This is a genomic window from Phenylobacterium sp. (assembly GCF_004299445.1).
Classification (GTDB): Bacteria; Pseudomonadota; Alphaproteobacteria; order Caulobacterales; family Caulobacteraceae; genus Phenylobacterium.
Genome location: NZ_SCTC01000078.1, coordinates 1 through 26,708, shown reverse-complemented (window position 1 = coordinate 26,708; position 26,708 = coordinate 1). Strand labels below are relative to the sequence as shown.

Sequence of the window (26,708 nt, the reverse complement as noted above, 5' to 3'; positions counted from 1 at the left end):
TGTCGATGTGCGATTTGATGAAGGCATGGGAAAGAAGGGGCGAACGCCCATCTCGTTTCCGGAGCAGGAAATCGTCAGCCTCTACCTCGGCGGGGAGACCACGGTATCCATCGCTGCGCGGTATGGATGCAGTCGCACGCCGATAAATCGGCTTCTTGCGCGCCACGGTGTTGTGCGCTCGATTTCCGATGACAACGCCCGGCGATATAAGACCATGGACATCGAGGCCCGCCGACTCCAGGTTCGGGATGCGAACGCGGCGGCCCGCGGCCGAACGGTAAGCAGGGAGGAGATTCTGAAGCGCGCCCTGGCACGACAGGGCACGTTTTGCAGCAAGAACGAACGCGCCGTGTATCAGGCTCTGCGCGCGTCCGGGATCGAATCTATTCCAAATTTCTCGATCGATGGTCGAAGCACGGATCTTGCGGTGGTCTCCGAGAAGCTGGCGATAGAACTCGATGGCGGCCAATGGCACGACACGCCGAAGAAGTCGGCCTATGACGGTACCTTCGAAGAATTGGCCACTTCGCTCGGCTGGCGCGTCCTGCGCTACCGAGGATTCACCCTGAAGTACCCACAGCTGATCGCGCTCGACATCAAGCGAATCTGCGCGGACCCATCGACCCTGTGCGGCCATCGGGTGGTTCGCCGTCACGTGAAGGATCTTCTCCAGGTTGCGGATCACTCGCAGGCAGCCGTCGTGATGGGTCACAAAAACCTGCGTGATCGGGTGATAGGCGCCATCGTGAGATCGAACCAGATCACCCCTTCGCAGTCTGCCGATCTCGACAGACCCTGACGGCGTCTCGATCATCGTCCACGGCGCCACGCAGTTAACGTGATACGGCTGCGGGTGACTGTCCCAGAACGGGTCGTCGGCCGGCAGGATCAGATCCTCGAAATCCAGACAGGGATCGTCCTTGCCCTGGCTCCCATCATCGACGAGTTCCCATCGCCAATAAGGTCGCTCCTCCTTGACGGCAGGGTCGCTGAAGATCTCTTCGCGCCCATCGTTGTAGGCGGACATGACCCCACTTCTGAAAATCGTTTCCAGCCGCGCGCCATCCTCGCCGCCCCAGTCGTCCGCGAGCTGTTGCCCGACCTCCGCCTTGAAGTCCTCGAAGGTGGTCCCATCCGCGACGGCCCGATCGAGCGCGTCGAACACGTCCTGCACGAGGTCGCCCTGGGCGGCGACTCCGACCTTGATCGCCGTCTCTCGCTCGTCGTCGGTCAGCTGCTCCCACTGCTCATCGGAGACCGGTAGCTTCTTCCTGATGGCCGCGACAGCCTCGTGGAAGCGGTCCGGATCGATGGGGATGCCGGGCAGTTCGGCGACGGCCATGACGGCTAGGATTGCGCCAGCATCGCCCAGCGCTCCTCGAACGCCATGCGCGCCTGCTGCATCAGTTCCTGCGACACCGGTATGGCGACAGTGAAGTAAACCAGCCGTCCGGGGTCGTCATGCGTGCGTGCTCCCGGAATCATCCAGAGGCGATCGGCTGCCGCCCGACCGGCGGTTGCATATGCCTCGTCGGTTTCGGCAACGGGTGCGTCCGCCTTCACGATCGGATCGTCCCCGAGGCCAACGAACTTATAAGCATCACCGATGATCATGGTTCACAGCTTCGGCTTGATTGCGACCCTGATGTACCCGCTCGGGAACTCGTCGCTCCTGCCGTTCGGGAACGTCTCAGGCAGCGTGCCCGGGAAGTACACGACCCACTCCGCGAGCATCAACGGGGTCCGGTCGGTGTCGCCAGGCTGCCAGGAGTACCGCACGTGGCCGTCCGTCGGAGCCCCGACGATGGTGGCCGAGCGCTCGGTCGCGAGAGAAGGATCGTCACCGTACATCCGGAAGCGAAACGTGACCGTGCAGTTGGTCAGGTCGCGGACGCTGTCGTCGCCGTTGAGCAAGACCTGGTCGATGAGCGGGAGCAGATCGCCCTGGGTCATCGGGAAGTCATTGACCATGGGTGGCCTCGGCCGCAACTGGCGGTGGAGGCGCTGCCGCAACCGACTCCTCTCGCTCGGCACTGTCGAGGTACCTCGCGATCGCCGCGTCGACAATGAGGCGCTGCTTCGTCTCGCGCGCATCCGCGAACGCCACGAGCTTCGCCATCGTCCCCTCGCTGATCCAGCACGAGAGCTGGACGAAGCCGGGCTGGTTGCGCCGCGGGCGGACCTTGGCCCTGACGTCGCTTGCACGGCGGCGGCGGCGCTTCGGCGGTGGGTGCAAACCTGCTCCCGGGGCCGTCACGACGGCAGTCCCATCAGTCGATCGACGGATGTTCGGAAGCCTTCCGCGAGCGAATCCAGCATGCGGATGTAAAGCTCCTCATTCGTCGGCACGACACAGGAGAACTCGTACTCCGTTGATGTTCCATCGCCGGTGCGCAGAAACACCGCTATCCCCACTGTTTCTTCACCGCTGGCGTTGTCGCGCTTGAATCTCAGGGAATGGAGGCCCGCGCCTGCGTTCGGTGCTGCGTGCGGCCGATACACTTCAACGACGGCGCGTTTTGTCCTCTCCCACGCTTCGGCTATCGCGCTCACTTCTCGATCATCTTCCTGGCCGCGAGCCGCCCGCCGAGATTGCCCAAGATCCGTGCCCGCTCCGTGACCTGCGCGATCTGCGCCGGATCCATCCCGCGCAAGATCCCGGGCAAGCGCCGGCGCAGGTCACTGGGGCTGCTCGATTCCGAGATGGCGGACAGCACGGCTTCCAGGTCCGGCGCGAGCGCCTTCGCCGCTGCGCGCTTTGCCCTGTCCGCCACGGCATCTCCATAGGTCTTCGCGCGCTGCTTCCCCTTCTTCGTCCTCACGGCGCCGAGGGTGGTCGCGTTCTCGGCTCGGTCGAGCATGGCCAAGATCGCGCGCTCCGCGACGTGAACTTCGGCGGCGCCGGCCACGATGCTCGCCCGAATCGGTCCAGTGCCCGTGCGGCGACGCAGCTTCTCCTTGAAGCGCTCGATCGGGATCGACGACATGCCGCGGATCGCGCGGTCGCCGTCGTTCCGATGGGCGACGTAGGCGGCCCTCGCATCGTCGGCCGATGCAAATCCAAGAAACGCCTTGTCCTCGTCATGCATCTTGAACTCTGGCGCCTTCGCCTGATGCACGATGTGGACGTTCGGGGCAGTCTCGTCGGGACCGAGGTAGACGTCGAGCTCCTCGTCATCGCTACCGACGTGGCCCTCGATGTAGCCGTAGTCGAAGTACATCATGGTCGATCCGACCGTCTTCCCGTTGGCGTCAGTCCAGAGGCGCACGGTGCCGGCAGGGTTCTCGATCGCGACCGGGAGACCCGCGAACTCCCGCCGGCGGATCGGGAGGCGAGCATCGGCAGCGGAGAGGTGCTCGGGGCCATCGGCGGCTGCGTGCGCTGCTTCGTCTCCAGCGGCGGGCCCATGGTCGCCAGGCGCTGGGGGCAACGCGGCCGGACCGTGCCCCGGGGCACCGCCGCCGCCCGGCGGCAGCTGCGGCCTACTCTTCTCGGCCTCAGCCCGCTTCGCCGCCATCTCCTCGTCAGACAGCATCGGGATACCCTGGCGGTCGTAGATCGCGTCGACGTCCGTCCTGGGGTTGGCGTCCTTCAGCGCCTTGACCGCGTTCCCGAGGGTCAGCATGCCCTGGTTCTCTTCGGTCTCGGTCTCCTCCGGGATCACCTGCGCCTCGATCCGGGGGGCCAGTTCAGCATCGCCGAAGTTGTAGAGAGCCCACCACGTGAAGACCTGCTCGCGGAGGGCGTCGTAGATCGCCGCGTCCTCGACCCGCTTGTCGAGGCGGACGTGGTCTCGTATGTCGGCGCCTTTCGACACGCCGAGCCCACCGCCGCCAGCCTCCGACGGCAGGTCCTGGCCGAGCACGGCGATCGCGATGTCCTTGTCGAGATGGGTCTTGAGGTCGCCGAACGTCTGGTAGCCGCGGCTCTTCGCTTCGAGGAGCTCCAGGTCGTAGCTTGTCTCCGGGTCCTTCCCCTGGGGCAGCATGACGACTGCATCGTCGGCCATGTTGACCAGGTCGCCCTCGAACCGATCCTTCGCCTCCGGTTTCGCGGAAGCCGGAACCTTGCCCTTCTTGATCGGCTTGCCATAGACCTCGTTGTACCGGCCCCAGTCGCGGTAGTTCCACTGGCGCATGAGGTACTTGAACGCGATGGACCGAACGATAGCGCGCAGCCACCCGTACTGAAAACCGAACGGCGCCCACACGAACCACTTGCCGTCGGAGCGCGGGTTCACGTCGATTCGCGGTAGCTTCACCATCCCGCTGCCCGTGATCAGGATGAACGTCCGCTCCGACCAGTCCCAGTAGACGAACTGCGGGTGCCACAGCTTGAGCCGTGGTAGCTCGCGATACGCCGGGCTCAGGCGGTCTTGACCGTTGCCGAACCACAAGATCTCCGCGACAACGACCCCTTCGTACGCCCCCCACGACGACAACGCGCGCATCGTCGCGTCTGGCGCGACGTGCTTCAGGATGCCCGTGGTGTCGTCGTCTCCGCCGACTTCGGTCGCGATGCGAACCGCCTTCCGCTTATCGGTTGCCGGCTTCACCTCCACCGGCGCTGCCATGAGGCCACCGACCCGGGTCGCCATGACGCCCGATATCCGGTCGTCTCTCTCCATCGCGTCGACCAAGATCGCGCTGTTGCGGAACTGGCCGTAGTCGTGGGCGGAGAGCACCGCCTCGATCTGCCGGACGCGATCCCAACCCGCGAACGATGAGATCGGGATGTCTACGAACTGGTTGCGATTCGGCGAGGCCACGCCCCACCGATGATCTGGTCTGGGCTCAGCTTCTCAAGAACGAGGGGCTAGATCCGGCGGGGCGCGGTCGTTGTGCGGCCGGTGTAGTCGGCAGGCTCATCTTCATCCGCGTTCCACGCGTGCGCGAGCCAGTCCACCTGGTCGTCATGGTCGTCGTTCACGCCCGTGAAGTCGTCAACCTCCTCCAGGAATGCCTTCAGCCACGGTGGAGACCCGAGTGGGACGAGCACGCGCCCGTCGTTCCACGCGGCCGCCACACCCTGTGCGCGCTGGAACTTGTCGCCCTCGGTCGGGCTCTCCTTACAGCGGATCCCAGGGTCGACATCCTTCAGCGTCTGCACCACGGCCTTACCGGGACCAGCTCCCTCTACGTTCGCCTCCGCGTCGTGGTGCCGGTCCTGGAACGCGCGGAGGTCGGCCACGAACATTGGGACCGTCACCTGCTCCCGGTAGCCCTCGAGTATGTATGCCGTGCGGGTGCTCGGGTCGCGGCCGCGAATGGCCAGCGCCCCCATCGCGCTGTAGTCGGCGGTCGTCTTCTTTGACGCAGCGGGATCGGCGCCGATCACGATCCGGCAACCGGTCAGGTCCAGTCGGGCAGGATCGTAGTAGTGGGCCGCGCCGAACACCTTCGACCCGCGCGGCCGCGGGCGCCCCTGGTAAAGGGCATCGAACGAGAAGGCCCCCATCGTCACGCGCAGCGCCTCCAGATAGGCGCGGCTGTACATCGGCTCCCATAGCGCGTCCCCGAACTGGCGTCCGAGGACGTCGTCTTCCTCGGCCAGGGCCGGGATGTTCAGGATCTCGAAGTCGCCGTCCTTCGCGAGCCTTCCGATCAAATCGTCTGGGTGCCACCTCGTGTGGATGACGACGACGCTGGCCGAGTTGGCGACCTCCTCGAGGCGGGTCATCACGACCTCTCGGAACGTCTCGTAGACGCGGTTGCGGATCGTCCGACTGTCGGCCTCCAGGCGGTTCTTGAAGGGGTCGTCGACGACGAAGAGCCCGTTGACCCCCTTGCCGGTGATGCCGGAGAGAAGACCAGCGGCTAGCAGACCGCCTCCCTGCTCGGTCTGCCAGCGCTTGAGGCGCGTGGCGTCGTCGCGTAGCTCGACCCCCGACCCAATGGCCAGGTCCCTGACGATGCGACTCTTGTCGGCCGCCTGCTCGTCGGAGTAGCTGGCATAGGCGTGTGTGTCCGCCGGAGACCATTCCATGCGCCAGGCGAGCGCGTGCGTGATCAGCGTCGTCTTCGCATGGCGGGGCGGGAGAGAGATCGCCAGGCGGATCGGCCGCCGCGTCGACTCCTCGAGCCGCTTGATGATCGGGTCGAGGTGAGGCGGCGGAGGGAGGTGCGGCGAGACACTCGCGATGTAGTCGCGAAGCCGCGTCTTCAGCTGCTGCGCCCTCAGCAACTCGATCAGCCGAGCTTCCTTCTTGGCGCGCCCATCCGCGGGCACTGCTTACCCCTGGTCCTGAATGTCTCCGGTGGTGGGCTCCGCTTCTTCCCGCCCATGGTCTGCATCTCCACCTTCGCGGTCAGCAAGCTCCGCCGTCAGCTTCGCAATCAACCGCTTCCGCTCGCCGCTGGTCATCTCCTTCGGGTCGCGCTCTTTCACGTCGACCTCCAGGGGCTTCCCGGGCGGGGTACTGACCTCAGTCCTGGTTCGAGGTGTGCCGCGGGCCCGGTTGATAATGTACTCGGCGGCCTGCTCCCGGCGTGGGTGATCTGCGTCGGCCAGCACTTCGTCTAGGACGCTCAGCGCGGCTGGCTCGAGGATCTTCAGCGCCGCCTTGTATTCGGCCGGGATCTTCGGTCGGCCATGCCCCTTGGCGGCCTTGTTTCCCTCTCTGAACCGCGTCGACTGGCCGCCTCGCGGCTTGCTGGGTTTGCCGTTTTTTCGCCGTTTTCTAGGCGTCGCCATTGCCCTGCTCCGTTGGGTCGTACTCGACGCGTATAGCGCAATCCACCTCGGAGGCGTCTTTGCGTATAGCGCTTGGCCCTCGTTCTTCGGTCTCGCGTATATCGTTTCCCTGCCGACCCGCCGGCTCGTAAGCCGCCACCGCAGCCCGGATCAACCCGCTTCTAGTCACTCGTTCCAGCGCCCGCTTGCGGTCCAATGCCTCAAGTTCAGCGGGAGAAAACCGCGTCATCACCGGCGCGGCCTCCGTCCTGCGGTTGTTCTGACGGGGCACTTGGCCAGCGTATAGCGCTTGGGCGTCGGCTCAATTTCGAGAGGCGTTTAGTGTATAGCGTTTCCCGTGAAACATTGGCGCAGGGTCGCGAGGCGGGTTGGACGAATGGACGGGGCTAGGCGTTGCGGACCTTCGTCGGCCCCGGGTTGCCGCGCGCTCTAGTGGGGCTGGTGCCGACCATGGCAAATGGTCGTTGATTGGTGTCCGCGGACAGTACCGCTATCGGTTCTCCGCCATGGAGGATCACGGATATGACCGGCCGCACGATCAGTGGGCCAGGGTCCCAGCCCCACGGTGCTAGCTGTGCTGGCTGGACAATCGCCGGCAGCGCCTGGGCGCCCAAGATGACGGGCGATGGGCGGGTGATTCGGAAGCGCGTCTCTTGGTCGACGAACGGTCCCGGCGCCAGTCCTGGGCGCGCGGTGTCGTGGGCAATGGGAACGATCGAAGATGGGCGCCGGACGGCCTCGACCGGGGTCCAGCCGCCCGTTTGTTGCGCGGGCGCCTGGGAGTTCGTGTCGGGCATGGGTACAAAGGACGGTGGCGGCCGACGCAGAAGATCACCTTGGATCCAGCCTCCCATCGGCGCACCGGCGCCAGGAGGCATGGGCTGCCCCGCTGCTGGCACGGCGATGGAACGGGCCAGCAGCAGCGGCGGGGCAGCGAAGCCCCACGGCGGCATGACCATCGGCATGGGCGGGGCGGGCGCGGGCCCTGCCATCGCCAGCCGCGCGCTGGGCGGCGCCGCGTCCCATCCCCAGGCGGTCAGCGCTTGTGCCGCGATTAGGGCGGGCAACGCGGCGCTCGGCGCTGGCGGCGGGAGTCTTCCTGGTGGCGGCAGGGGCGTGGCCATACTCGGGGCCCACGCGCTCAGCGCTGCGACGAGCGCCGATGGTAGACCACCGGATGAAGTCGGCCACCCTGGCGCAGCGGGTGCCCGAACCAGGACCGGCGCGGCCAGGAAGCCTGCCGGGTTCATCAGGACGCTGATGTCAACCGGCGCGGCGAAGGGTCGAGCCAGCACTCGCGCCAGCGGCGTGACCGAATCGAAGCCCCCGGTCGGCATGAGCAGGGCTGCGGGAATGTCGCCGGTCGTTGAGGTGCGCGCGGTAGGGCGGGCGCTCTGGGCCAAGGCGGCTTCGAAGCCCCACGGGGCACCGATTGTGGGCAGCAGCGCTGACGGGAGTGCCTGCCAGGTCGAGCTCGCGCGCGACAGCAACCGCCCGGCGTCGAATCCGCCGGTTGCCATCAGGACGGCCGTAGGCACGTCGCCGAGCGGCGCTGGCAAGCGGGTCAACGGCCTGACCAATGGCAGGAACGCGTCGAATGGCGACGTCAGCACCAATAGAGCAGCGGGCACAGGCCCCGTGATGACCTCGGAGCGAGCTGCCGAACGAGCGATCGCTGGCGGCGCATCGAATCCCCATCGAGCACCAAGCGCTGGGGGGGATCCTGGTGATTGTGGCATCCATGCCAACGCTGGGCGCGATGGGGTCAGCGGTGCGTCGAAGGCACCGGTCGGACTGAGCAATGCCGCCGCGGTGTCGCTGGGTACAGGCTGGACTAGCGGTCGCGTCCGAACTGGGGGCCCGGAAGGATCAAAACCTCCAGTCGGCCGTAGAAGTGCTGATGGCACTTCCCCGGGGACGATGTTCCCTGTCGGCGCCTGCCGACGTGGCGTGACCTGCTCGGCCGCAAAAGAAACCGCCGTTGCCACCGCGATCGCCGGCAGTGGGTCAGACGCTCGATCCATGCGCGTCGGTTGTCGACGCTCGCCGATTGGGATCGCCATCGAGACGAACGCACGCCCAAGTGGCGGCAACGCCTGAGATGACGGCGATGGGAACCGGCTCGCCCCCATCATGCCCGATGTGACGCTGTCTGGGGCCCAGGAGGTCAGCCCCGCGGGGGCCGTCAGCGCGAGGGCACTGATCGTGACGTTGCCGTAGGAGGCGGAGAACGTCGCGCCGATCTCGATGGAGACCGTGAGAGTCTGGCCGGCGCTCGCGGCCTGGAAGACGATCGTGAAGTTCGAGGCCAGAGGGGTGTTGAAGCCCGGGTCGGCCTGTGAGTCCGTCTGGGGGCTCGTGACCCCGCCGCCGGTCATCGAGACCCGGAAAATGGAGTCGGCACTGTACTGCCCGAAATAGCAGATCAGCGTCTGGGAAGACGTCCCCGCCGGCACCGTGAACGAGAATCCGTTGCCGGTGACCGCCGTCCCTCCGCTGTAGATACCGTCATGGTCGCTGGTGCTGGGGTCCGATGCCGAGAACAGTCGCCCGTCGTCGTTGTAGCCTAGCTCGGTGAACGCCGCTCCGATCTTGGTGTAGTCGGACAGCAGACCGGGCGTCCCCGTCATCCGCGTCCGCGACACGTTCGCTTGGTAGTGCTCCCAGTCGGAGGCGCCCGTTAGGGTCTTTGTCCCCGTGGTGTTCGTCCTGCTCAGCGTGAGGACCGCCACCTCACGACCCGCCTGTCTGCGGCGTCACGTCGTCACGCGACCAAGTAGGCCCTGTGCACGAAGGTTTGCCACCATCGTCGCACGCACGAGGCCCGGCGCAACCGTCATTCCCGTCGGGACCTGCGGGGGTCCGGTGATGCTTCCGAGTCCCGCCGCCGTTATCAGGTTCGTCGCCGCCAAAATCTGCGCCGCCGTGGGGGCTGGCGGCGAAGTGGCGGCGAAGACGTCGGCGATTTGGATGCTGCCCGGACCGTGGTCGATCGCGAACTGCGCGATGTCCGCAGCGATCGACATGATGGGGTTCGGGATGGCAGTTGACATCGCGGGGCTTCGGCCCTATTCAGCCTTCGGAGGCAGCGATCAGGAGGCGAGACCTCCGCTCATGGGACTCGATCTTCTTCATGAAGGGCACGCAGACACCCTTCCGTGCGCATCGGATGCACTCACGCGCGAAGCAACGCGTACAGAAGCCAACCTCGGGCTCGTTCGCCTTCGGCACGTCGAAGACCTGATTGCAGTGGCAGCAGGTGAACGTCTTGACGTGCGTGGCGTTGCCAAGCTCGTCGGTGTACGTCGATAGTCCGCCCTGCGAGACGCGTTGCTGCGCCATCGCTCGCGCTACTCCATGACGTCGGCGTCGACCACGATCGTGACGCCACCACCGAGCGTGGTCACCAGCCAGCCGACACCGTTGGCCGCCGTCGCCGGGAGAATGATCTCGTCGCGCTGCTCGAGCGCGCGCCAATCCCAGGTGCCGCGGGGGTTGAAGCCCTTGTCCTTCTGGGTCGTGTTCGCCGTGTAGGTCGGCTCGGCCGAGGCGTTGCTCCCCGCCGTGAAGACCGACGCCGGATCGCCCGAGTCGCGCGCCGCCGGAGTCACCGCCGTCGTGGTGCCGGCCGCGGTGAAGCGCTTGGCCTGGACGCGGATGTTCGAGTCGGTCGACACCGTGCCGACGTTCGAGCAGGCGAAGCCGATGATCCTGGGCCGGATCGCCGCCGTCGAGACGATCGTCAGGGCGGTCGTCGCGGTGACGGTCTGAGTACCCTGTGCGCTATAGATGGACATGTGCTGGCTCCTGGCGGTGGTGGTGGGCTATTACGTCCGGACCAGCGCGGTCGCGCCAGCCTGGAGGATGTGGTCCGGGCACGTGTACCCGGACAGGACTTCGGCTCGCGCCCCGGCGCGAGTGACGGTGACCTGAACGCACTCCCATCGGCCGCCCTCGGCCTCCTGTTCGACGATCGCCCTGAGAGCGGCCTCCAACTTCGGGCCGGGCGCGAAGCTCGTCTCTATCGGTTTCGTCTCGAAAACGGCGGGGCAAAAGAGGCAGTTCATCGCCCTCATGGTCTCCCTGCCCGTGCGCCACTCAATTTCCACCCCCTCTTTGATTCGCGACGGGGGCCGGCTGACCATCGTCTAGATCATGGGGACCGAGCCTCGTTTCTTGGCCCCGCGCGCTAGCGGTCGAACAGCACCCAAGGGCTCACGTGGAAGACGACGACTTCAACGCAGACGACCTAACGATCGTCGATGACGGCGCCCTCCCGGCAAGCACCCTCGACGACGAACCCACGCGACCGCACAAGACGGAGCCCGGGCTACTCGTCTCGTTGCACGAGGGCTCCGGCGAACTCCCCGTGGACCCTCAGTGGGTGGCTGGGTTTCGGTCGGGGGTGTCGGCGGCCTCGGCAGACTTCGCCCGGGCCATCATCGACGAGTTGGTCAGGCGCGGGGCGCGACGCGCAGCGGTGGAAGCGTTCGCGGAGGCGGTCAAGAAGCGGGCGTTGTCCGAGTGAGCGTCAATCCGTGCCGTCCTCTTCGGTGTCCTCAATGATCTGCCTCTCGTCGTCCTCGTCCGTGCCGATGTCCCCTAGCCGCTCCTTGGCCTCCTCCATGTGCTCGACGCCGGCCTCTACGATCTGCCGCGTGCGCTCCAAGGTGATGTTCATGAGCTTGCCGATCTCCTCCAGCTTCATGGGTTTCCCGGTCAAGCCCCCGTCGTCGCTCCGGCTGCGGATCTGACGGAGCGAGCAGGTCTCCGCAAGCTCGTGGACTTCGAGGCCCGGGAAGTTCAACTTCAGCGCCCCCGTTTTTTCGTCAACATCGAGATACAGGTGATGGCGGCAGAGCACCCATGGGCAGGGGCCTCGGATCTCACGGACGCAGTCTTCGTAGGTTTTCGGCCGTCGCCGGCGGACGCGTTTGAGCTCTATCTCATCCTGGGCGGCCGCTCTGTGCTCGCGTCTCTTGAGTTTGGCGTTGCCGATCGACTTGACCTTCGTGCGCAGCTGCTTTGAGGCGGAGTCAAAATCGAGCTGCAGCGGGCGGATGTGAAGGACGCTGCGGACGTTACGTGCGGGGGGACCGTCCTCGCCTCTGACAAAGGCCGGAACGACGTCTCCCACGGCAACCCATCCGAACCCGCCAATCCAAAACAGCAGCTGATCCATCTCCGGCGGAGACGGACCCGGCGTAAAGCAGTAGTCGCAGACGAGGTGCGGATCTCCCTGCTGCTTGCCCTTCTTCGATCGGAAGACGAGCCGGTACAGCGGCGACGGGCGGAGGGCGCCGCACACCTCGCACTTCTCGTAGTCGTCCGGGCTCGCCGCCGGCAGACGAGGAACCAAGTCCTCGTCGCGGAGTACCCGAAGATGGATGCGAGGCGGCGGCGCTGCCTCCATCGCTGCCAACGTCACGCCTCGCTCGTCTCCTGGGACCGGCTGAACTGACTGCTCTTCACGCCCCTAGATATGCCGCCCGATTCGGTGTCGGATCTAGCCGGAATCGATTAGTCACATCGACTGGTTCGCTGCGTTGGCCTTCCTGCGGCAAAGGCGGCACACGAGATGCTCGTAGACCTGCCACTCGCCCTTGGACTTGTTCCACTGGCGCTGCTTGCCAGACCATGTGGTCTGCGGGGTTCGGGGGTGGCCGCGGCGGCACTGGGGGAGGCGAGACGCGCTCATCGTGCTCGCGATCCTCGAAGTGCAGCGACGGCGTCACGCGCGCTTCGAAAACCGAAACCAGCACGCGAGCTGTGCGCTGGCCACTCATTGCCGCACAGGCATCGGATCTTGTAGTGCCAGGTGCCATCGTCGGACCTGCCGATCTTGATACGCTTCATGACGAACCACCGCACCGTCCGAACAGCGCGATCAGGACTGCTCCGGCGAACGCCGCCAGCACGACCAGTAGCCAGCGCCTCGCGCTCTGGCGGCGCTCGTGGTCGGTCATCGCGGGCGGGTACTTCACGACGATCTCCGTTCGTTCGTGCATGATTTCATGCAAGCTTTCATGCAGCGGCTGGTCCTTTCTCCGCCGGGGCGGGCGTAGCCCTGGGCGACTTGAGCCCCGTTCCCCCGCAGTGCTCGCATCGCGCCGCCTTCGGGGTGTGCAGCACCTTGGCCCGCGCTGGCGTCCAGCAGACCCGGCAGCCCTCGCAGTGGAGGTGGGTGATTGCCCTCTCGCAGGTCGAGAGAGTGCAGCCACAATCGGGGCAAGGGTCGGTGGCCGGATCGAGCGGGAGGAGTCCCTTGCAGCGGACGGGACGGACCAAGCCTCCGGTCAACTCGTAGCAGCTGCCCGCCCTGCACTTCGGGCACCGGTGATGATGGAGGTAGCCAAGGCATGCCCTCTCGGCAAGCTCGGTGCCGCAGAAGGGGCAGAGGGGCGTGCGTTGGGCAGGGGTCACGGGGTGGTGGGCTCCGGGAACTGCCGGGGCCAATCCCCGGCGGGCCAGTGCGTTGGGTCTCCGCCCTTACGGTTACCAGCGGCGCGGCCGGCGGGAGTAGCGATCTGCTTCGTGAAGACCCGCACCCCAGCGCTAAGGCACTGGTCGACAAGCGACCGGGCCCAGGTCGTATCCATAGGGCGCGCCTTCTGTCCGCTCTCGGAGCCGATGATCGCCCAGTCAATGCCGCGAACGTCGACGCTGCCGATATCTTCGAGTAGTGGCTCGAATGAAACGAAGCGAACGGCGGCGGGGACCTTGCGCAGTTCATCGATGCGCCAGAGGTAGTCTGGGCTCTCGACGCTGACGCCCAGCCAGACGTTAGGCAGCGGCCAGCGCGTGTCGTAGCCTTGCAGATCGCGCCCCGGACCAGCAGGCATGCTCCCGTCCGGAGCCCGGAAGCCAGCGCGCTCCAGCGCCTCCCAGCGACAGCCCTCGGCCGGCGTCATCCGCGCCTCGCCGTACTGGTAGCGGATCCACTCGAACCAGCGCGGCAGCCGCTCTGCTCGCTTGGTCAGGACCTGGAAAACATGCTGTGGGCAGGCCGCCATCACCCCGAAGACGGCCGCAATGTACTCGTCGGGCACCTCCTCATGGAAGAGGTCGCTCATCGAGTTGACGAAGATCTTGCGGGGCTTGCGCCAGCCGAGCGGCTTGGATAGCGCCTCCGGCACGAGGCGGAGGTCGAAACCCTGCTCATACGGGTGACCGGGCACGCCGCGCCAGCGCTCGGCGAAGGTCTCGGCGTAACAGTGCTTACAGCCAGGCGAGATCTTGTCGCAGCCACGCGTCGGGTTCCACGTAGCGCCCGGGGTGATGGTTCCGTCGGGGTTGACCGTGGCGGTCCATTCGATCGTCGTTCTCGACATGACTCAGTCCATTCCTTTCCAGGGCTACCAGTCGGAAGATCCGCCGCCACCACCGCTGTCATTGAAGTCCGAAGACCCACCGCCGGAGGAACTGTCATCAGACGACGACGAGCTATCGTTGCTGCTCCAGGACGACGACGGAGCCGGATCAGGATCTGGCGTTCGATAGCGCGGCGTCTCGCGGATGACCTCTCGCTCGATCACGCGCGGCTGAGAGATCGCCTGCCCCAGGATCAGCCCCGTCGCGAAGTCGTTGCCGCTGCGGTCGATGATGACCGGTGGCGAGTACGCGGGAGGCGCGGGCGGCACGGGAACATAGCGGCGCACTGGAATCGCAGCCTCATGTTGCCGACGCGCCGGTGCGGGGGGAGCGGTCGAGCGGCTGCTGGCCTTCTCTTCGGCCTCTGCCTCTGCCCGGATGTTCCGCGACGCCATCTCGGCGGTCTCCCGCTGGGAGTTCTCGATCGCGGCCTTCATCGCGGCACGCTGCTTTCGGATCGCCAGGTATGCGAGCAGGATGAACCCGCCGATGAAGCCGAATCCGATCACGAAGGGCAGCGCCGAAACCGGGTGCTCGATCGTGGTCACCGGCTGGTTGATGACGGTCGCCCCTGCGCGCGAATGGGACACGGCCTCAGCGCGAACGAGAATGTCCCGCACGCCCTGCGTCCAGTCGCCCGCCTTGAAGCTGGGGTTGCCGGCCTTCTTGATCGTCTCGGCGGCGCTGGACCCGGCCACGTCGATCCCGTAGTAGACCGTCGTGAAGTGCCCACGCGGGTTGACCCCGATGCAGACGGCCGACGGTGACGCTGACCCGCAGGCGCGGATCGCGCTCTCCATCTCGCCCTTGCCGATGTCGCGGAAGACAACGGTGGCAGCGAATGGAGTTGGCGTTGCCGCCAGATCGGCCCGGGCGGATGGAGACAGGACACTCGCGTCATCGGTCACGTTGATCATTGGGTTCCCTTTCGTTTGGCCGGTCGTTTCTCGGTCTCCGCGATGGCGGCGGCTTGGATGGCCTCGCGTCGGGCGGCATCCGCGGCTGCAACAATGGCCCGCGAGTACGCCGAGGGCCGGCAACGCAGGCCCTTGTAGACGCTCAGCCAGGACAGCGGGTCCGTGATCCCTCGCTTCCCAGCGCAGACGTCCCGCACGCGGGCTAGGTGACGCGCGCCGAGCATGACGTTGTACCGGGGGAACATCAGCGCCTCGTCTGAGAGGTGCTCGTAGCCGCGAGTGGCGAAGGTGCCGCGCTTGATCTGCATCAAGCCCAACTCACCGGCGGAGCCCCGGGCGGTGCGGACGAACCGGCTCTCGTGCTGGATGACGCTCGCGATCAGGATGGGGTCGAGGCCACGGTGGGCGGCGGCTTCGAGGATGATCGGTGCGAGTAGGCGAGCGCGAACTTCGGCGGCGCCCGGTACGGCTGGGAGATGCTGGAGGCGGAGGATTGCCAGGGCGAGGGCGGCGGCGGTCACGTCGATCCTCCAAGCGGCAGCTCGTCCTGCTCGCGCTCGTAGAACGTGACGGCGCGCATCGGATAGCCGAACCCCATCGAGAGGCCGAACGTCTTGACGTGGTGGCAGCCGGGCGGCGGGTTGGCGACGAGGTAGTGGACGAATCCGATGCGCCCGCCCGGGCGAACGACGCGCGCGGCCTCGCGCAGCAGGTGCGAGGGCAAGGGGTAGTCGACGCCGTAGAGCTCGCGGGCGTAATACTTGGAGTAGGGCGGATCGATCAGCACCGCCGCGGCCGCGCCGTCTCGGATCGGCAGCGCGCGGCCGTCGGCAACGGCATCGGGGAGCGCGGCGGGCCGCAGGTCTATGCGCAGCCCTTCGCCCCGCGGAAGGCCGCCCGAGCATACGTGCAGAACCTCGTGGCGCGCGCACCGGAGCCACGGCAGCAGCTTCCCGATCAACGCCGCCGGGTACATGCCGAAGACGCCGGTCGGCTGCGCTGCGCCCTGCGCGAGGTCCTCGAACAGCATGCAGATGGGCGGCCGCCGTGGCGCGACGCCACGACTCAAGCTCTGCGCCGGAAACGACTTTCCATTGGCCATTTGCACTCGTCGCTTCGCCCGCGCTGTCTCCGTGAGGTGCTCCACTGTCTTCACGCGCTGGTGTGGAACGTCTCGTTTGCCGGCGTGCTTCACGGCGCTCCTCTGTTCGCGCGAGCAAAGAGGGGATCGCTCAGCTCGCCGCCAAGGCATGCCGGCGAGAACCAGATCCGCTCACGGTGCGGGTTACCATTCGGGTCTCCCGATCGCTGCGACGAGTAGCCGCCGTGGGCCTTCCAGGCATGCACGCGCCATCCCGGCAGGTCGTGATCGCCTTCGAAGCCACAGAGGGCAATGCGCAGGCGTGGGTCGGCGCCGTTCTCGCGACACCACGCGCTCACCTCGGAAGCTATGCCGCGCCCGCCGGCCGCGTAGTCGATCTCGCCTTCATCGTAGGGCGGGTCGAGGAAGATCCCGGTCGTGCCATGGCGCCATGTCACCGAGTCGCCCATCACGCGAGACCAGTCCCCGCAGGCGACCCGCACGTTGCGCAGACGCGCGGCGATCTGCTCGAAGTACTCGGTGAGCGCTCCGATCCGTCCTCCGGCGTGGATGCCGCTACCGGCGTTGTCGAGTTTGGGGAGCTTCCGGTTGACGCCGCGGCCCGCGTTCCCCAGGTGCGGGAGGTCCGGTTGACGCCGCGGCCCGCGTTCCCCAGGTGCGGGAGGTCCGGTGGACCCCCTGGCCCGCGTTCCCCAGGTGCGGGAGCTGAGCACCAGCCGGACCCGATCCAGCTGCAGACACCCCACACCCACCATCCCGCCAGCCGAGCATCGAAGTACTCGGGATCGCGCATCACCCGCTCGCGATCGAGTGATCCGACCAGCGCGTGATGGCGCGCCTCCAGATCGGCCTCGTTCACCGGCCAATCCGCCCATCGCGCAACCTCGGCGGGATCGGCCTGCAGCGCACGCCAGAAATTCGAAAGGAAGCAGTCCTTGTCATTCACGCTTTCGATCTTCGGCGCGTGCGGACGCCCGAGCAGGACAGCGAGAGATCCCGCGAACGGCTCTACATAATTCGGCACGTCGCCAAACGCGCTCCAAACGACGGAGGCGACGCGGGACTTGCCGCCGAACCAAGGAAACGGGGCGCGGATCGGCGTCACGTCGAAGCCTCCGCGGACGGGAACGCGATCTCTTGCGAGAGTCGCCCCGCGATCGCCTCGCACCAGCGCTCGTCCGCCTCGATCCCGATTGCCGCCATCCCGAGGCTCTTCGCAACAACGAGCGTCGTGCCGGAGCCCGCGAAGGGGTCGAGCGCGGCGCGCCCAGGCGCCACCGAGTAGCGCAGCAGCGGTTCCACGATGCCGATCGGCTTCTGCGTCGGATGGACCGCGTTGCCGTGACAGGACCGCACCTGCAGCACCGAGCGCGCCAGGCGCGGCCCGCCATCCTTGGATTCGTATGCGTGCTCTCCGATCTCGCCCCAATGCGCGGGCCGGCGCTTTCTGCGCACCTGCCGAGCGGTGGCGTCCATCGTGACCACGGGTGACTTCCACACCGCGTCCCACTCGCCGCGGTACCACTGCAGCACGTTCTCGTGGACGCGGCGGAAGCGATCGGCGGCGGAGCTGCTGCCGTTGTGCTTCTCCCAAACTAGATCCTGCGCAATCTTCCACTGCGAGAACTGCATCGCGCGGTCGAGGAACATCCGCATCGAGCCGAAGCACCACAGAGGCGCCGATACCGGGACGCCGGCGGCGATTGCGTCGGGCCAGTCGGTCTGCCAGCGGTCCCAGGTCAGCGAGGTCTCGCCGTACGGAGGATCGGCGATCACGGCTCCGATGGACGAGATGTCGAGCGCCGGCAGCACTTCGCGGCAATCTCCGAAATAGACCGCGATCGCGCCCTGTTGGAAGTAGGGCTTCACGAGATCACGTACTCCACGACCGCCCCACGCCCGGCCTTCTTCGAGTTGATCGAACGCCTCGCCTTCACTTTGTGGATCTGGAAGTCCTTCGAGTAGAGCCGCTCCACCTCCTCGCAGCCCGAGTTGCTCAGCAGGACATGGACGCCTCGCCTCTTGAGCACGAGGGCCAGGTCTCGAAGGTCCGCCTGATCCTGCGGCCCAAACCCGCCCGCCGCGTAGGAAGCGAACGACGATGTCTCCGACAGCGGGACGTAGGGCGGATCGAAGTAGACGAGGTCGCCGGCGATCGCCCGATCAGCGACGCGCCGGAAGTCCTCGGCGTTGAGCGTTGCAACGTTGAGGGCGGTGGAGCAGGCGCCGAGGTTGAAAGCGTCGAAGAGCGTCGGCCTCTTGTAGTCGCCGATCGGGACGTTGAACTCGCCCTTGCTGTTGACGCGCCAGAGGCCGTTGAAGCAGGTCTTGTTCAGGTAGATCAACCGCGCCGCTCGGTGGAGCCCCGACCGCGGCCGCTCGGATCGGATCTGGTAGTAGGTGCTCTTCGGGTCCGCCGCGTGCGTCTCTGCTAGCGTCTCTAGTCGCTCCGCCAGTGCCTTCGGCCGGTCCCGCACGGCTTCGTAGGCAGCGATCAGATCGGGGTTCGCGTCTGACAGGAACGCCCTCCTTGGGCGCAGCGCGAAGAACAACGCGCCCCCGCCGACGAAGGGCTCGTGGTAGGCACCGAAGGTCTTAGGCGCCCGCGCCAGAAGCTCGGGGACCAGCCTGGCCTTCCCGCCGGCGCATTTCACGAATGGACGGGCAGTGCTCACGCGAACAGCCCCAGGGCGATCGCAGCCATGACCGCCGCGCCAGCCAGCGCGACGACCCCGACCGCCGCCAGCACGAGAGACGCCCGGGACGGCGCCGGACGGCGGGCGTGATGGATATGCCTCGCCGCCTGGATCGGCGTGATGGTGCCCCCGGATTTACCCGCCGGGGGCTGCGGGTGGCCCTGTTGTTCCTCACCCGGCGAGCCCGATGCACTCGGCGGCCTTCGGTGGGATGCCGGGGAGGGTATCGGCGCGGGCGCGGTGGAGTTGCTCATGGCGCCGCCTTTCTCGCTTCGAGCGCGTCCCATGCCTCTTTCGCGTGCTCGATCAGGCTGTCCATCGCTGGCGATCGAACGCTGAGCCCTGCCATGACGCTGACCCGCACAACGGTGCGCGCGGCTTCCAGTTCGTCGCGGAGCCGCGCGAGGTCACGCCGTTTCCGCCACCACAATCGAAGGAGTTTCATTGCCCGCCTCGCCCGGCTTCATGGGCAGCGCGCAGGGCGGTCATGGTCGGGAAGCACTTACCCCGCGACCACTCCATCATCGCGCGGTAGCCGGGATGACCATCGGCCTCGTACCGGTCCATGTTCCGGTTCCAGTGCTCGATCGACGGCACCTCCATCAGAACGCTCCCGCAGTGGGGGCAGCAGGGAAGACCACGGCCGGAGGGAGTCGGCTTGGCAGCGACCTTGTCGATGCTGTCCCACCAGACGCAGTTGGCGCCGTAAACGATCCGGCGGTCGGGACGTGTGGTCGCCATCAGCGTTCTCCCTTCTCGATCACGCGGTCCAGGTACCATCTCGCCTTCTTGAGGTCCTCGAGCGCGGCACCCTTGCGGCCGGCGCGCAGGATGTACTTGATGGCGTTGCCGAGGCAGAACCCGAGGTCGAACGCCTCGATCACGTCGATGGCTTCGAGCCCGCCTGACCGATAGTGAGGTGGGTGGTCAACCGCCTCGATCTTTGGTTGCGGCGGCGGCGACGGCGCCTTCGGCTGTCCCGGCCAACTGGTCATCGTCCGGTTCCTTCCGCAAAGAGCGCCCACGTTCGCGGGAAGCGGTCCGCGATCAGAGCTCCGACGGCGTTCGCATACTGCCTGATCTCCCATTGCGCGCCGGGCGCCATCCGAAGCGCGAGAAAACCGAGCCAGCCGCGGAGGTTGCTCGTCGCGCGCATCCGCGAGTAGCGCCCGACGGGCAGGTGCACGCGCGCCAACTCCTTCGGTACGCCCATCGTGAGCGCGGCCTGGTAGATGTGCTCAGCGTCCGAGTAGATTCGCATCAGCGCCGCCTGGAAATCGCGGGCCTTCTGTTCGTCGATCGCCTCGGCGCCCGCGACCGTCCCCGCTTGCCTGTTCTTCCCGTCGCTGCCGACGAGCAGGCGCTCGAGCGACGGGATGTAGTTCACGTCGGGGAGCGGCGTGTAGCGCGCCGACATCTCGTTGTAACCGAACGGGACGCGGTGGCGGTGCCACTCGCGGAACACGAAGATCGGCGCCTGGACCTCGATCGTGAGACCCGCCATCTCGAAGGGTGTTTGGTGCTTGTTCTCCCAGAGAAACCGGAGGAGACGCTCGTCCCCGTCCGTCGGCAGGCCATCGGTGACATGGCGCCCTCCACGCTCAGTAGGGCAAACAGTCATCTTGTCGTCGATGAACGGCCGCGGTCGAGGCGTCTCGCTCGCGAGCGCGGAGTCGGTGAATCTCGCGCTCTGACTGATCGCTCCGCAGGAGCAGACCAGACGGCCCCATCCCTTGAAGCCCTTGCCGGTCGACATCCGGGCCGCCTCAATGATCCTCTCGTCGCTGCCCCAGTTCTCGATCGCCTCGATGTATCCGTGATCGAGAACCGCTACCCTCTCGGTGGTCGCCATCAGAACGCCCCGTCCGGCGGCGGCGTCGTGTCCACCTCTGGGGCCGGGCTCGGCCCTGGCGCCTCTCCATCCCCCGCCGCTTTCCCGCCGCCCTTCTTCTTCGACCTCAGCGCCTTGGTCGCCTTGAGTCCCCTCGGCCTTTCTACGCCATCGTCGGCCGACTGCGCGGTGGCGAGCTTCCCGATCTCCTCTTCCTGTTCACGTAGGATCTCGATCAGCTTCTGGCGGAGTGCGCCGGTCGCCTCCTCCGCGACGACTCCCTCGGCTTCGGCGAGCCAAGTCCCTGCATCCACCTTCGCGACAAAGCCGCCGTCGACCTCGCTGACTACGACGTTGGGCAGCAGTTCCGCGAGCCGCTCCATGATTCTCTCGGTCTTCGCCCGCGCGACCGCATCCTCGGCTGCCAGGATGACATCGACGATCTTGTCGCGCAGGATTGACCGCGCCTCGTGCTCCGTATCGCCCTTTGCCTCCACGGCGTCGAGCCAGAGCGGGGGACGCGCGGCCATCATTGCGCGGAAGCCGGGCGCATGCTCTCCGTTGGTCTCGCAAGGAAGCACGATCGCGTCTGAGATCACTCCATCGATCGCTTCGATGGCCCGCTCTCTCCGCTCGCGCCTGAGTCGGCGCTCTCGCATCTCCTCGGCCTCTTGCGGGGTAGCGGCCTCGGTCTGCTCTTCGGTCGGAGCCTGGCCCTTCCGCTCGGCCTCGCGCGCCTTCTTGAGTCCGGCATCGAGCTTCAGTTGCCGTTCCTCGTCGTCCATCGGACGCTCGTTCTCGATCTGGTTCGTGTCGAGACGGATCGTGCGGATCACCCCGCGGAGATGGTCTTCCTCGATGCGCACCTCGACCTCGCGCTCTACCGACTTCGTGGCGATCGACTGGTTCATGACCATGATCGATGCGTGCAATTCCTTGAGTTGGTCGGAGAAGACTTTCGTCACGGCCTTCTTTTCGGCCTCCACGGCGGCCTCTTTCGTGATCAACGCGGACAGGTCAGCGCCGACGGCGATCAGTTCAGGATCGGTCAGCGGAACACGCAATCTCATCGTTCCCATTCGTCTCTCCGGTGATTGGTTGGGTATCAGCGATCTCGTGGAGCAGGGTGCAGATGGCGATCGACTTGGCGGCGATCTCGTTGCACAGGGAATTGACGCTTCTACGCGAAGCCTCGGGATAACTGATCGCACCGACGATCGCCTCCGTCTCCAAGGCTCGGCGCGCGTCGTTTATGATCCCCATCGCGGCCTTCACGCGACCGATGACCTCGGCGATTCCGTTAGGCGATGGACTACCGGTCATTGTCAGTATCCGTGAAGTGTTGCTGTCCACCGTGGCCTCCTGTGAATCTCTCGAAGTCTTTGTCCAGGAACTGCGTTGTGGACGGTCGCCAGCGGACGGGGATTTCCCCCGTCGGTCCATTGCGATGCTTGGCCACGATGATCGCCGCCTCTTGGATCTCCGGGGGCGCCTCGGCCTCGGCTTCGGTCAAAGGGTCCCGCCAAGGGAAAATGATCATGTCGGCGTCCGCCTCGACAGCCCCCGAGTCTCGCAGGTCAGAGGGCACGGGCTTTCGCGCTTCCTTGGCGCTGCCACGATTGAGTTGGGAGATCAGAATCAGCGGAAGACCAAGCTCACCGGCGAGTCCCTTGAACGCGGATGACATCGCCGCGACCTCGCGCTCGCGGTTCTGGGTCCGATCGGCAGAACGAACGAGTCCCAGATAGTCGATCTCGACCAACGCCCTGTCGTCCGGATCTTGTGTGCCAGGAACCAGGCGACCCCGAGTGAACTTCTCTCGCCACCGCCGCGCCTCTGCGCAGATCTGCGTGTGGGTCAGGTTGCGCCGGTCGTCGATCCAGATGGGGAGACCGCGGAGCTTTTCCGCCGCGGGCAGCAGGCCGCTTCTCCAGTCGGAATAGTCGAGCTTGCCCGTCACGATCTTACGTCCGTTGATGCCGGACTCCGACGAGAGTGCCCGCTCAATCAGTTCCTGGCGCAGCATCTCCAGCGAGAAGACCAACACCGGTATGCCGCGCTTCGCGTTCTCGATCGCGACCTGCTCGGCGAATGCGCTCTTCCCGAATCCCGGCTGCGCCGCGACGATCACGAGTTGCCCAGCCCGGACGCCACCGATGACGTGGTCGAAGTCAGCAAGCCCGGTCTTGATCTGGTAGCCGTCCGGATTGGCCGCCTTCTTCTCGATTTGCTCGAGCGCCGGGTCGAGTGCATCGCCGATCCGAATGGGACCACCGCCTCCCTGGACGTCGAGCGATGAGATCTGGCGGCGGTGCTCTGGCAGCAACTCTTCCATGTCAGCGCCGCCATACGCTCGCGCCATCGTCTCTGCGCACGTAGCGATCAGACGCCGCGCCACCGCTCTCTCTCGGACGATCGCCAGGTGGTGATCGAAAACCACCGGGTTTGCGTAGCCGAGACTCTCCACGAAATAAGACTCCACCCCGAGCCCGCCAAACCGCTGATAGCTTCCGCGCTGTTTCATCCGTTCGGCAACCGCGATCGGGTCGACTGCGTCCACCTCGCGCATTGCCTCCAAGATCTCTCGATGAATCGGTTTCAGAAACTCGTCCGCCCGCACGTCGGCGAGATCGGGAAGCAGACGAGGAACCATGAAGAGCGCTCCGATGACCGCTTTTTCGGACTCCTCCGAATAGGGGGCCGAGCGCTCTGGTTCCCGCGCTCCATCGTCCCGTGACATCTCAACGACCGTCACGCGAGCCTCCGGTAGATGGGGCCGCCGGGCCGGGCAGTCTTTGGCTCGGGCGCCGACACGCCGTGCAATTCCTCCTGTAGGTCGGTGAACTTCGAGCACCAGGCCCCGAACCCGAACGACGACGACCCCAGGATATCGGAGGACTTTTCATACTCACCGGCCTTCGCCTTCGCGAAGAGAAGGCGCATCGTTGGCAGGATGTCCGCGCATACGGCGGGGTCATCGTTCGCGGCAGTAACAACGCTCTCGGCTTTCTCGGTCGATCTAGTTGGAGCCACCCAAGGCATCGCCGCCGGGAAAGCCTCCGCGCGAACTAGTCCGAAAAGCTTGACCAACCCCCACGCGGTCACCTCGCCGTTCGGGGGGGATATTTCTGGATGGGGACCGTCCACGCGCGCACGCGTCTGATCCGGATCTCCGAGAGGGGGATTGGATCCAGACACACCCAGATCTCTTGATTGTGAAGGTGAAGGTGAAGGTGATGAGCAGACTTCAAGCAGTGCTTGTGGTCTGCTTGTAGCAGTGCTTGAAGTAGCGCTTTGAGTAGTGCTTTGAGTAGTGCTTGAAGCTTTTGCCAATCCGCCCTTGCGGGCGCGCTCTACTGCTATCTCCTTGTGACGCTTCGCCTTTTCAAGCTCTAACGTCAGTCTCTTCTGGTGAAACGTCCCGTCGTCGCGAAAAACGAAGAAGCGCTCCACCGATGGCCACAGTCGAGCCAACGTCGACTCATCCGTGCGGAGCAGCCTGCTTAACTTCTGCTTGTCGTTTGCTTGGAGCACGCCGCCTCGCGTCCAGAGAGCCCGCAGAATGGCCCCGTAGAAGCCGTGCTCCTCGAATGAGAGATCGGCCGTGTCGCGGTCGTAGTCGCTGATGTACAGCGGCATGAAGATGTCGACCTTGGCGTCAGCCACTCGCGCCAACCTCCTCCGCACCGCCCCGCAGCTCGGCCTCGTCCATGGCTTTCACGGTGGCAATCGCGTCCTCGGCAAAACACGCGGCGCAGTCGGGAGCGCAAGCAACATCGGGGTAGCGGAGAGCCGCCGTGCTATCAGCGTGCCGCGTCCTCTTCGTGATCCGCTCCAGCGCCTCCAGCATGACCGTCTCTCGGCGGGTACGGGCGATCACGCTGCCCTCCACATCCCCGCCGCAATCCTCAGGTCGATCAACTCGGTCAGCTCACCCAGGGCAAGGCCACGGTCGTAGAGGGCGGCGACGAGCTCGCCGTGGCGCTTGTGGGCGTGGTCGAAGCGAGGGAACGGAGGGGTGAACGACGGGAACGGCCCGCGGCCGGGGTGGGCGTGGCGGCGGGCGTTGCGGGAGCGGAGGCGGTCCTTCATGTTGCCTCCGCTCGTGTGGCCCGCGACGGCCTCGGAGCATCGAGCATACGGTCCTTGATCGCCGCGAACGTCTCAGCGGCCCAATCTGATCCCGCGTGATCGATCTCTTCCGCCAGGTCCCCGCCACCCCAAAGAATCTGCCCGCGCCCTCCGCAAAGGAAGTCCTCGATCAGTTCGCACAGAAGGAGGCACGGCAGGCAGCGAACCGACGACGACCACGAACCGTCGGCCAGCCATGATGCCTTGGCGTAACGCTCACCAGGAAGCACGTCCACATGGCACTCATCGCAGCCGTGGCGCTTCCTGGCTCGCGGGTACGACACCTCGAAGATATCGGCGGGATCGTAGTCTGTGGAGCACATTTACTCGCACTCCTTCCCCGCCGCCCCATCTAGGGAGGTGCGGGCGAACCCTGTGCACTTTCTTGCGATAGAATGAGGGGGTTGAAATCCGTGTTCGCCAAACGAAGAGCCGCACCGGCACAGTTCTCTGAACGTACCCAGCCAAGCCTCGTTCGCTGCACGTATCCCGCCGTGCTTGTCGCAGCGGCAATGGCCATTCACCATGGAAACGTTTCCTCCGCACGGATCGGACCCGCTGCCGACGTCGCAAACCCCTTCCCACACGACTACGTCCCCTCCTTGCCAGCACCCAGGCTGGTGCTGGACGGGAAGTTCCGTTCGAAACTATCTACGCGGTCGCCCAGCCCGACGTGCCGAAGCCATCGAATGACATCGCCTCGCACCACATCCTCCCGCCTCACCATGTCGCCTGGGGCTGGGGTGGCGGACGCGCGACCCTTGGCCTTGTCGCTGCGTCGCTGGAACTTGCATGCTTCGTCGAACGAGTAGATGCGGACGCGGCGGCCAATCATGAGGCGCCACGCATTGCCGCCTGGAACCCAACCACGAGACCGCAGCCACTCCTCTTGCGAGACAGCCGCCGGGGAGGCCGAAGGACGCGCAAGCGTGTCCACCCCCGACGTTGCAGGTTCGGGTTTCGACGGAACAAAAGCGGCCCCGGAACCGCCTCCGCTTCCACCCGATGTCTCTCCTGTTTCCCTCACGGCCGGTTTCCCAGCCTCGGCTAAAGGACCGCGCGATTCGGGCTCCGCGGTCCTGGTTTGCAAACTCGGCCGCCCCGCCTCTCGCTCTCCAGGGGTGGGCTGGGCTGCCGTGATTTGCGCCTCCAGCGAACGACGCGCCGTCTCCGAGTAGGTGCCCTTGGGATGGGCCCGCGCGCAGTCGCCGCAGAGGCCCTCCCAGCACAGCTCGTCCTTCCCGCAGAACCGACACAGGCCGGCGGCCTCCCATCGCTTCACGTCCTCGACGGTGGCCACCGAACCCGCGCGCTCGGCGCCGCGGGCGGAGGAGGCCACCGGAGGGCGGCAGCCGGCCCTGAACCCGAGGCGGACGCAGTCCTCGGCGAACTCCAGCGTCGACAGCCCGTCTGTGCGGCGGCGAGCCTTCTCGACCAAGGTCCGAATCGTCTCGTCGGTCGGGTCGCGCCTCTCGGTCTTCATAGCTCGCCTCGCTTAGCGCGCGCCCACTCTTTGCCCGCCTCTGTCGCACGCAGACACGGCGCGTTGGCAACGCCGTCGTCAACCATCAGTCCTTCGCTGATCATGAGATAGCCGACCTTCCACTCAGATGCGCCGCGCGGGCGCCAGCCCTCGGGCCGGAGCGCCATTGTCATCGCCGTGATACGGCCCGGCGTCGCCATCACTCCGCACCTCGACGGTCGGCGCGCGCGGCGATACCAATGCGCGAGTGGAAGTAGCAGAACTCTCCGCGGGCGCAGTTGCAGCGTTCGAAGAACGCCTCGTCAGCCCGTCGGCGTCGATCAATATCTCGGTCCTGCCGAGCGAGCGCCAGCTTGAGCCGGCGCAGCATCGCGGGCGTCACCTTGAATTCGCCGACGCTCTTTCGCTTGCGACTCATCGGTCACCTCGACGGTCGGCGGTGATGAGGGCGGAAATGACTTCGTTGACGACAGTGACCGCCTT

The 26,708-nt window shown here is 66.1% G+C and carries 36 protein-coding genes and 1 pseudogene; 2 read left to right on the top strand and 35 right to left on the bottom strand.

Annotated features, from left to right (window positions below; translation table 11 throughout):
* Positions 1–25 precede the first annotated feature (25 nt).
* Positions 26–799: a DUF559 domain-containing protein gene (locus EPN98_RS24575; protein WP_366558512.1), complete on the top strand. Its 774-nt coding sequence runs from the start codon at positions 26–28 to the stop codon at positions 797–799.
* A 42-nt stretch (positions 800–841) separates the two neighbouring features.
* Here the strand turns inward: EPN98_RS24575 and EPN98_RS24570 are convergent.
* The 12 genes and pseudogenes from EPN98_RS24570 to EPN98_RS21495 form a co-directional block, all read right to left on the bottom strand.
* Positions 842–1,342: pseudogene (locus EPN98_RS24570) on the bottom strand (phage minor head protein); the annotation flags it as partial.
* Between the two features lie 5 nt (positions 1,343–1,347).
* Positions 1,348–1,614: a hypothetical protein gene (locus tag EPN98_RS21545; protein ID WP_293364997.1), complete on the bottom strand. Its 267-nt coding sequence runs from the start codon at positions 1,612–1,614 to the stop codon at positions 1,348–1,350.
* 3 nt (positions 1,615–1,617) lie between these two features.
* Positions 1,618–1,971, bottom strand: a complete 354-nt coding sequence (locus tag EPN98_RS21540) for a hypothetical protein (RefSeq protein WP_293364996.1) — start codon at positions 1,969–1,971, stop codon at positions 1,618–1,620.
* A complete protein-coding gene (locus tag EPN98_RS21535) occupies positions 1,961–2,119 on the bottom strand; it encodes a hypothetical protein (RefSeq protein WP_293364995.1) in 159 nt (52 codons plus the stop codon). The genes EPN98_RS21540 and EPN98_RS21535 overlap by 11 nt, the downstream gene beginning before the upstream one ends.
* A 134-nt stretch (positions 2,120–2,253) precedes the next feature.
* Entirely contained in the window at positions 2,254–2,553 is a 300-nt protein-coding gene (locus tag EPN98_RS21530; RefSeq protein WP_293364994.1) for a hypothetical protein, read from the bottom strand.
* Complete coding sequence (locus EPN98_RS21525; RefSeq protein ID WP_293364993.1) at positions 2,550–4,769, bottom strand: DUF935 family protein; 2,220 nt, start codon at positions 4,767–4,769, stop codon at positions 2,550–2,552. Before EPN98_RS21525 ends, EPN98_RS21530 begins: the two co-directional genes overlap by 4 nt.
* A gap of 47 nt (positions 4,770–4,816) precedes the next feature.
* Positions 4,817–6,229 (bottom strand): phage terminase large subunit, encoded by a 1,413-nt coding sequence (gene terL / locus EPN98_RS21520; protein ID WP_293364992.1) that lies wholly within the window; start codon positions 6,227–6,229, stop codon positions 4,817–4,819.
* 3 nt (positions 6,230–6,232) lie between these two features.
* A complete protein-coding gene (locus tag EPN98_RS21515) occupies positions 6,233–6,694 on the bottom strand; it encodes a hypothetical protein (protein ID WP_293364991.1) in 462 nt (153 codons plus the stop codon).
* 386 nt (positions 6,695–7,080) lie between these two features.
* On the bottom strand, positions 7,081–9,426 hold the full coding sequence (locus EPN98_RS21510) for a hypothetical protein (protein ID WP_293364990.1): 2,346 nt from the start codon (positions 9,424–9,426) through the stop codon (positions 7,081–7,083).
* 24 nt (positions 9,427–9,450) lie between these two features.
* Entirely contained in the window at positions 9,451–9,747 is a 297-nt protein-coding gene (locus tag EPN98_RS21505; protein WP_293364989.1) for a hypothetical protein, read from the bottom strand.
* Between the two features lie 19 nt (positions 9,748–9,766).
* Entirely contained in the window at positions 9,767–10,036 is a 270-nt protein-coding gene (locus tag EPN98_RS21500) for a hypothetical protein (protein WP_293364988.1), read from the bottom strand.
* Positions 10,037–10,044: 8 nt separating this feature from the next.
* A complete protein-coding gene (locus EPN98_RS21495) occupies positions 10,045–10,491 on the bottom strand; it encodes a hypothetical protein (RefSeq protein ID WP_293364987.1) in 447 nt (148 codons plus the stop codon).
* 422 nt (positions 10,492–10,913) lie between these two features.
* Here EPN98_RS21495 and EPN98_RS21490 point away from each other — a divergent pair, with 422 nt between their 5' ends.
* The gene (locus EPN98_RS21490) at positions 10,914–11,222 is read left to right on the top strand and encodes a hypothetical protein (protein ID WP_293364986.1); all 309 of its coding nucleotides are present in this window, start codon (positions 10,914–10,916) and stop codon (positions 11,220–11,222) included.
* Positions 11,223–11,225: 3 nt separating this feature from the next.
* On the opposite strand, the gene EPN98_RS21485 is transcribed toward EPN98_RS21490, so the two are convergent.
* From EPN98_RS21485 to EPN98_RS21380, 23 genes are all read right to left on the bottom strand, one after another.
* The gene (locus EPN98_RS21485; protein ID WP_293364985.1) at positions 11,226–12,122 is read right to left on the bottom strand and encodes a hypothetical protein; all 897 of its coding nucleotides are present in this window, start codon (positions 12,120–12,122) and stop codon (positions 11,226–11,228) included.
* Between the two features lie 96 nt (positions 12,123–12,218).
* Positions 12,219–12,392 carry a hypothetical protein gene (locus EPN98_RS21480; RefSeq protein ID WP_293364984.1) on the bottom strand — a complete coding sequence of 58 codons (174 nt, stop codon included), beginning with the start codon at positions 12,390–12,392 and terminating at the stop codon, positions 12,219–12,221.
* 154 nt (positions 12,393–12,546) lie between these two features.
* Complete coding sequence (locus EPN98_RS21475) at positions 12,547–12,702, bottom strand: hypothetical protein (protein ID WP_293364983.1); 156 nt, start codon at positions 12,700–12,702, stop codon at positions 12,547–12,549.
* Between the two features lie 411 nt (positions 12,703–13,113).
* The gene (locus tag EPN98_RS21470; protein ID WP_293364982.1) at positions 13,114–14,025 is read right to left on the bottom strand and encodes a DUF5131 family protein; all 912 of its coding nucleotides are present in this window, start codon (positions 14,023–14,025) and stop codon (positions 13,114–13,116) included.
* Between the two features lie 24 nt (positions 14,026–14,049).
* The gene (locus EPN98_RS21465) at positions 14,050–14,982 is read right to left on the bottom strand and encodes a hypothetical protein (protein WP_293364981.1); all 933 of its coding nucleotides are present in this window, start codon (positions 14,980–14,982) and stop codon (positions 14,050–14,052) included.
* Positions 14,979–15,503 (bottom strand): transglycosylase SLT domain-containing protein, encoded by a 525-nt coding sequence (locus EPN98_RS21460; RefSeq protein ID WP_293364980.1) that lies wholly within the window; start codon positions 15,501–15,503, stop codon positions 14,979–14,981. Before EPN98_RS21460 ends, EPN98_RS21465 begins: the two co-directional genes overlap by 4 nt.
* Entirely contained in the window at positions 15,500–16,084 is a 585-nt protein-coding gene (locus EPN98_RS21455) for a hypothetical protein (protein WP_293364979.1), read from the bottom strand. Before EPN98_RS21455 ends, EPN98_RS21460 begins: the two co-directional genes overlap by 4 nt.
* 89 nt (positions 16,085–16,173) lie before the next feature.
* The gene (locus EPN98_RS21450) at positions 16,174–16,533 is read right to left on the bottom strand and encodes a hypothetical protein (RefSeq protein WP_293364978.1); all 360 of its coding nucleotides are present in this window, start codon (positions 16,531–16,533) and stop codon (positions 16,174–16,176) included.
* Positions 16,533–17,189, bottom strand: a complete 657-nt coding sequence (locus tag EPN98_RS24565; protein WP_366558510.1) for a DNA adenine methylase — start codon at positions 17,187–17,189, stop codon at positions 16,533–16,535. The genes EPN98_RS21450 and EPN98_RS24565 overlap by 1 nt, the downstream gene beginning before the upstream one ends.
* A complete protein-coding gene (locus tag EPN98_RS21445; RefSeq protein ID WP_293364977.1) occupies positions 17,186–17,953 on the bottom strand; it encodes a site-specific DNA-methyltransferase in 768 nt (255 codons plus the stop codon). Before EPN98_RS21445 ends, EPN98_RS24565 begins: the two co-directional genes overlap by 4 nt.
* Positions 17,950–18,738 (bottom strand): DNA adenine methylase, encoded by a 789-nt coding sequence (locus EPN98_RS21440; RefSeq protein WP_293364976.1) that lies wholly within the window; start codon positions 18,736–18,738, stop codon positions 17,950–17,952. The genes EPN98_RS21445 and EPN98_RS21440 overlap by 4 nt, the downstream gene beginning before the upstream one ends.
* Before the next feature lie 292 nt (positions 18,739–19,030).
* Positions 19,031–19,225: a hypothetical protein gene (locus EPN98_RS21435; RefSeq protein ID WP_293364975.1), complete on the bottom strand. Its 195-nt coding sequence runs from the start codon at positions 19,223–19,225 to the stop codon at positions 19,031–19,033.
* Positions 19,222–19,521 carry a hypothetical protein gene (locus tag EPN98_RS21430; protein WP_293364974.1) on the bottom strand — a complete coding sequence of 100 codons (300 nt, stop codon included), beginning with the start codon at positions 19,519–19,521 and terminating at the stop codon, positions 19,222–19,224. Before EPN98_RS21430 ends, EPN98_RS21435 begins: the two co-directional genes overlap by 4 nt.
* Positions 19,521–19,775, bottom strand: a complete 255-nt coding sequence (locus tag EPN98_RS21425; RefSeq protein ID WP_293364973.1) for a DUF3310 domain-containing protein — start codon at positions 19,773–19,775, stop codon at positions 19,521–19,523. Before EPN98_RS21425 ends, EPN98_RS21430 begins: the two co-directional genes overlap by 1 nt.
* Positions 19,772–20,632: an FAD-dependent thymidylate synthase gene (thyX, locus tag EPN98_RS21420; protein ID WP_293364972.1), complete on the bottom strand. Its 861-nt coding sequence runs from the start codon at positions 20,630–20,632 to the stop codon at positions 19,772–19,774. The genes EPN98_RS21425 and thyX overlap by 4 nt, the downstream gene beginning before the upstream one ends.
* Positions 20,632–21,675, bottom strand: coding sequence for a hypothetical protein (locus EPN98_RS21415; protein WP_293364971.1), 1,044 nt, complete (start codon positions 21,673–21,675; stop codon positions 20,632–20,634). The genes thyX and EPN98_RS21415 overlap by 1 nt, the downstream gene beginning before the upstream one ends.
* Entirely contained in the window at positions 21,650–21,934 is a 285-nt protein-coding gene (locus tag EPN98_RS21410; RefSeq protein ID WP_293364970.1) for a hypothetical protein, read from the bottom strand. Before EPN98_RS21410 ends, EPN98_RS21415 begins: the two co-directional genes overlap by 26 nt.
* A complete protein-coding gene (locus tag EPN98_RS21405; RefSeq protein WP_293364969.1) occupies positions 21,924–23,366 on the bottom strand; it encodes a DnaB-like helicase C-terminal domain-containing protein in 1,443 nt (480 codons plus the stop codon). Before EPN98_RS21405 ends, EPN98_RS21410 begins: the two co-directional genes overlap by 11 nt.
* Complete coding sequence (locus tag EPN98_RS21400) at positions 23,363–24,277, bottom strand: DUF1376 domain-containing protein (protein ID WP_293364968.1); 915 nt, start codon at positions 24,275–24,277, stop codon at positions 23,363–23,365. Before EPN98_RS21400 ends, EPN98_RS21405 begins: the two co-directional genes overlap by 4 nt.
* Positions 24,270–24,491, bottom strand: a complete 222-nt coding sequence (locus EPN98_RS21395; RefSeq protein WP_293364967.1) for a hypothetical protein — start codon at positions 24,489–24,491, stop codon at positions 24,270–24,272. Before EPN98_RS21395 ends, EPN98_RS21400 begins: the two co-directional genes overlap by 8 nt.
* Positions 24,488–24,703 carry a hypothetical protein gene (locus EPN98_RS21390; RefSeq protein ID WP_293364966.1) on the bottom strand — a complete coding sequence of 72 codons (216 nt, stop codon included), beginning with the start codon at positions 24,701–24,703 and terminating at the stop codon, positions 24,488–24,490. The genes EPN98_RS21395 and EPN98_RS21390 overlap by 4 nt, the downstream gene beginning before the upstream one ends.
* Positions 24,700–25,065: a hypothetical protein gene (locus EPN98_RS21385; RefSeq protein ID WP_293364965.1), complete on the bottom strand. Its 366-nt coding sequence runs from the start codon at positions 25,063–25,065 to the stop codon at positions 24,700–24,702. Before EPN98_RS21385 ends, EPN98_RS21390 begins: the two co-directional genes overlap by 4 nt.
* Before the next feature lie 1,359 nt (positions 25,066–26,424).
* Positions 26,425–26,643 (bottom strand): hypothetical protein, encoded by a 219-nt coding sequence (locus tag EPN98_RS21380; RefSeq protein ID WP_293364964.1) that lies wholly within the window; start codon positions 26,641–26,643, stop codon positions 26,425–26,427.
* Positions 26,644–26,708 lie beyond the last annotated feature (65 nt).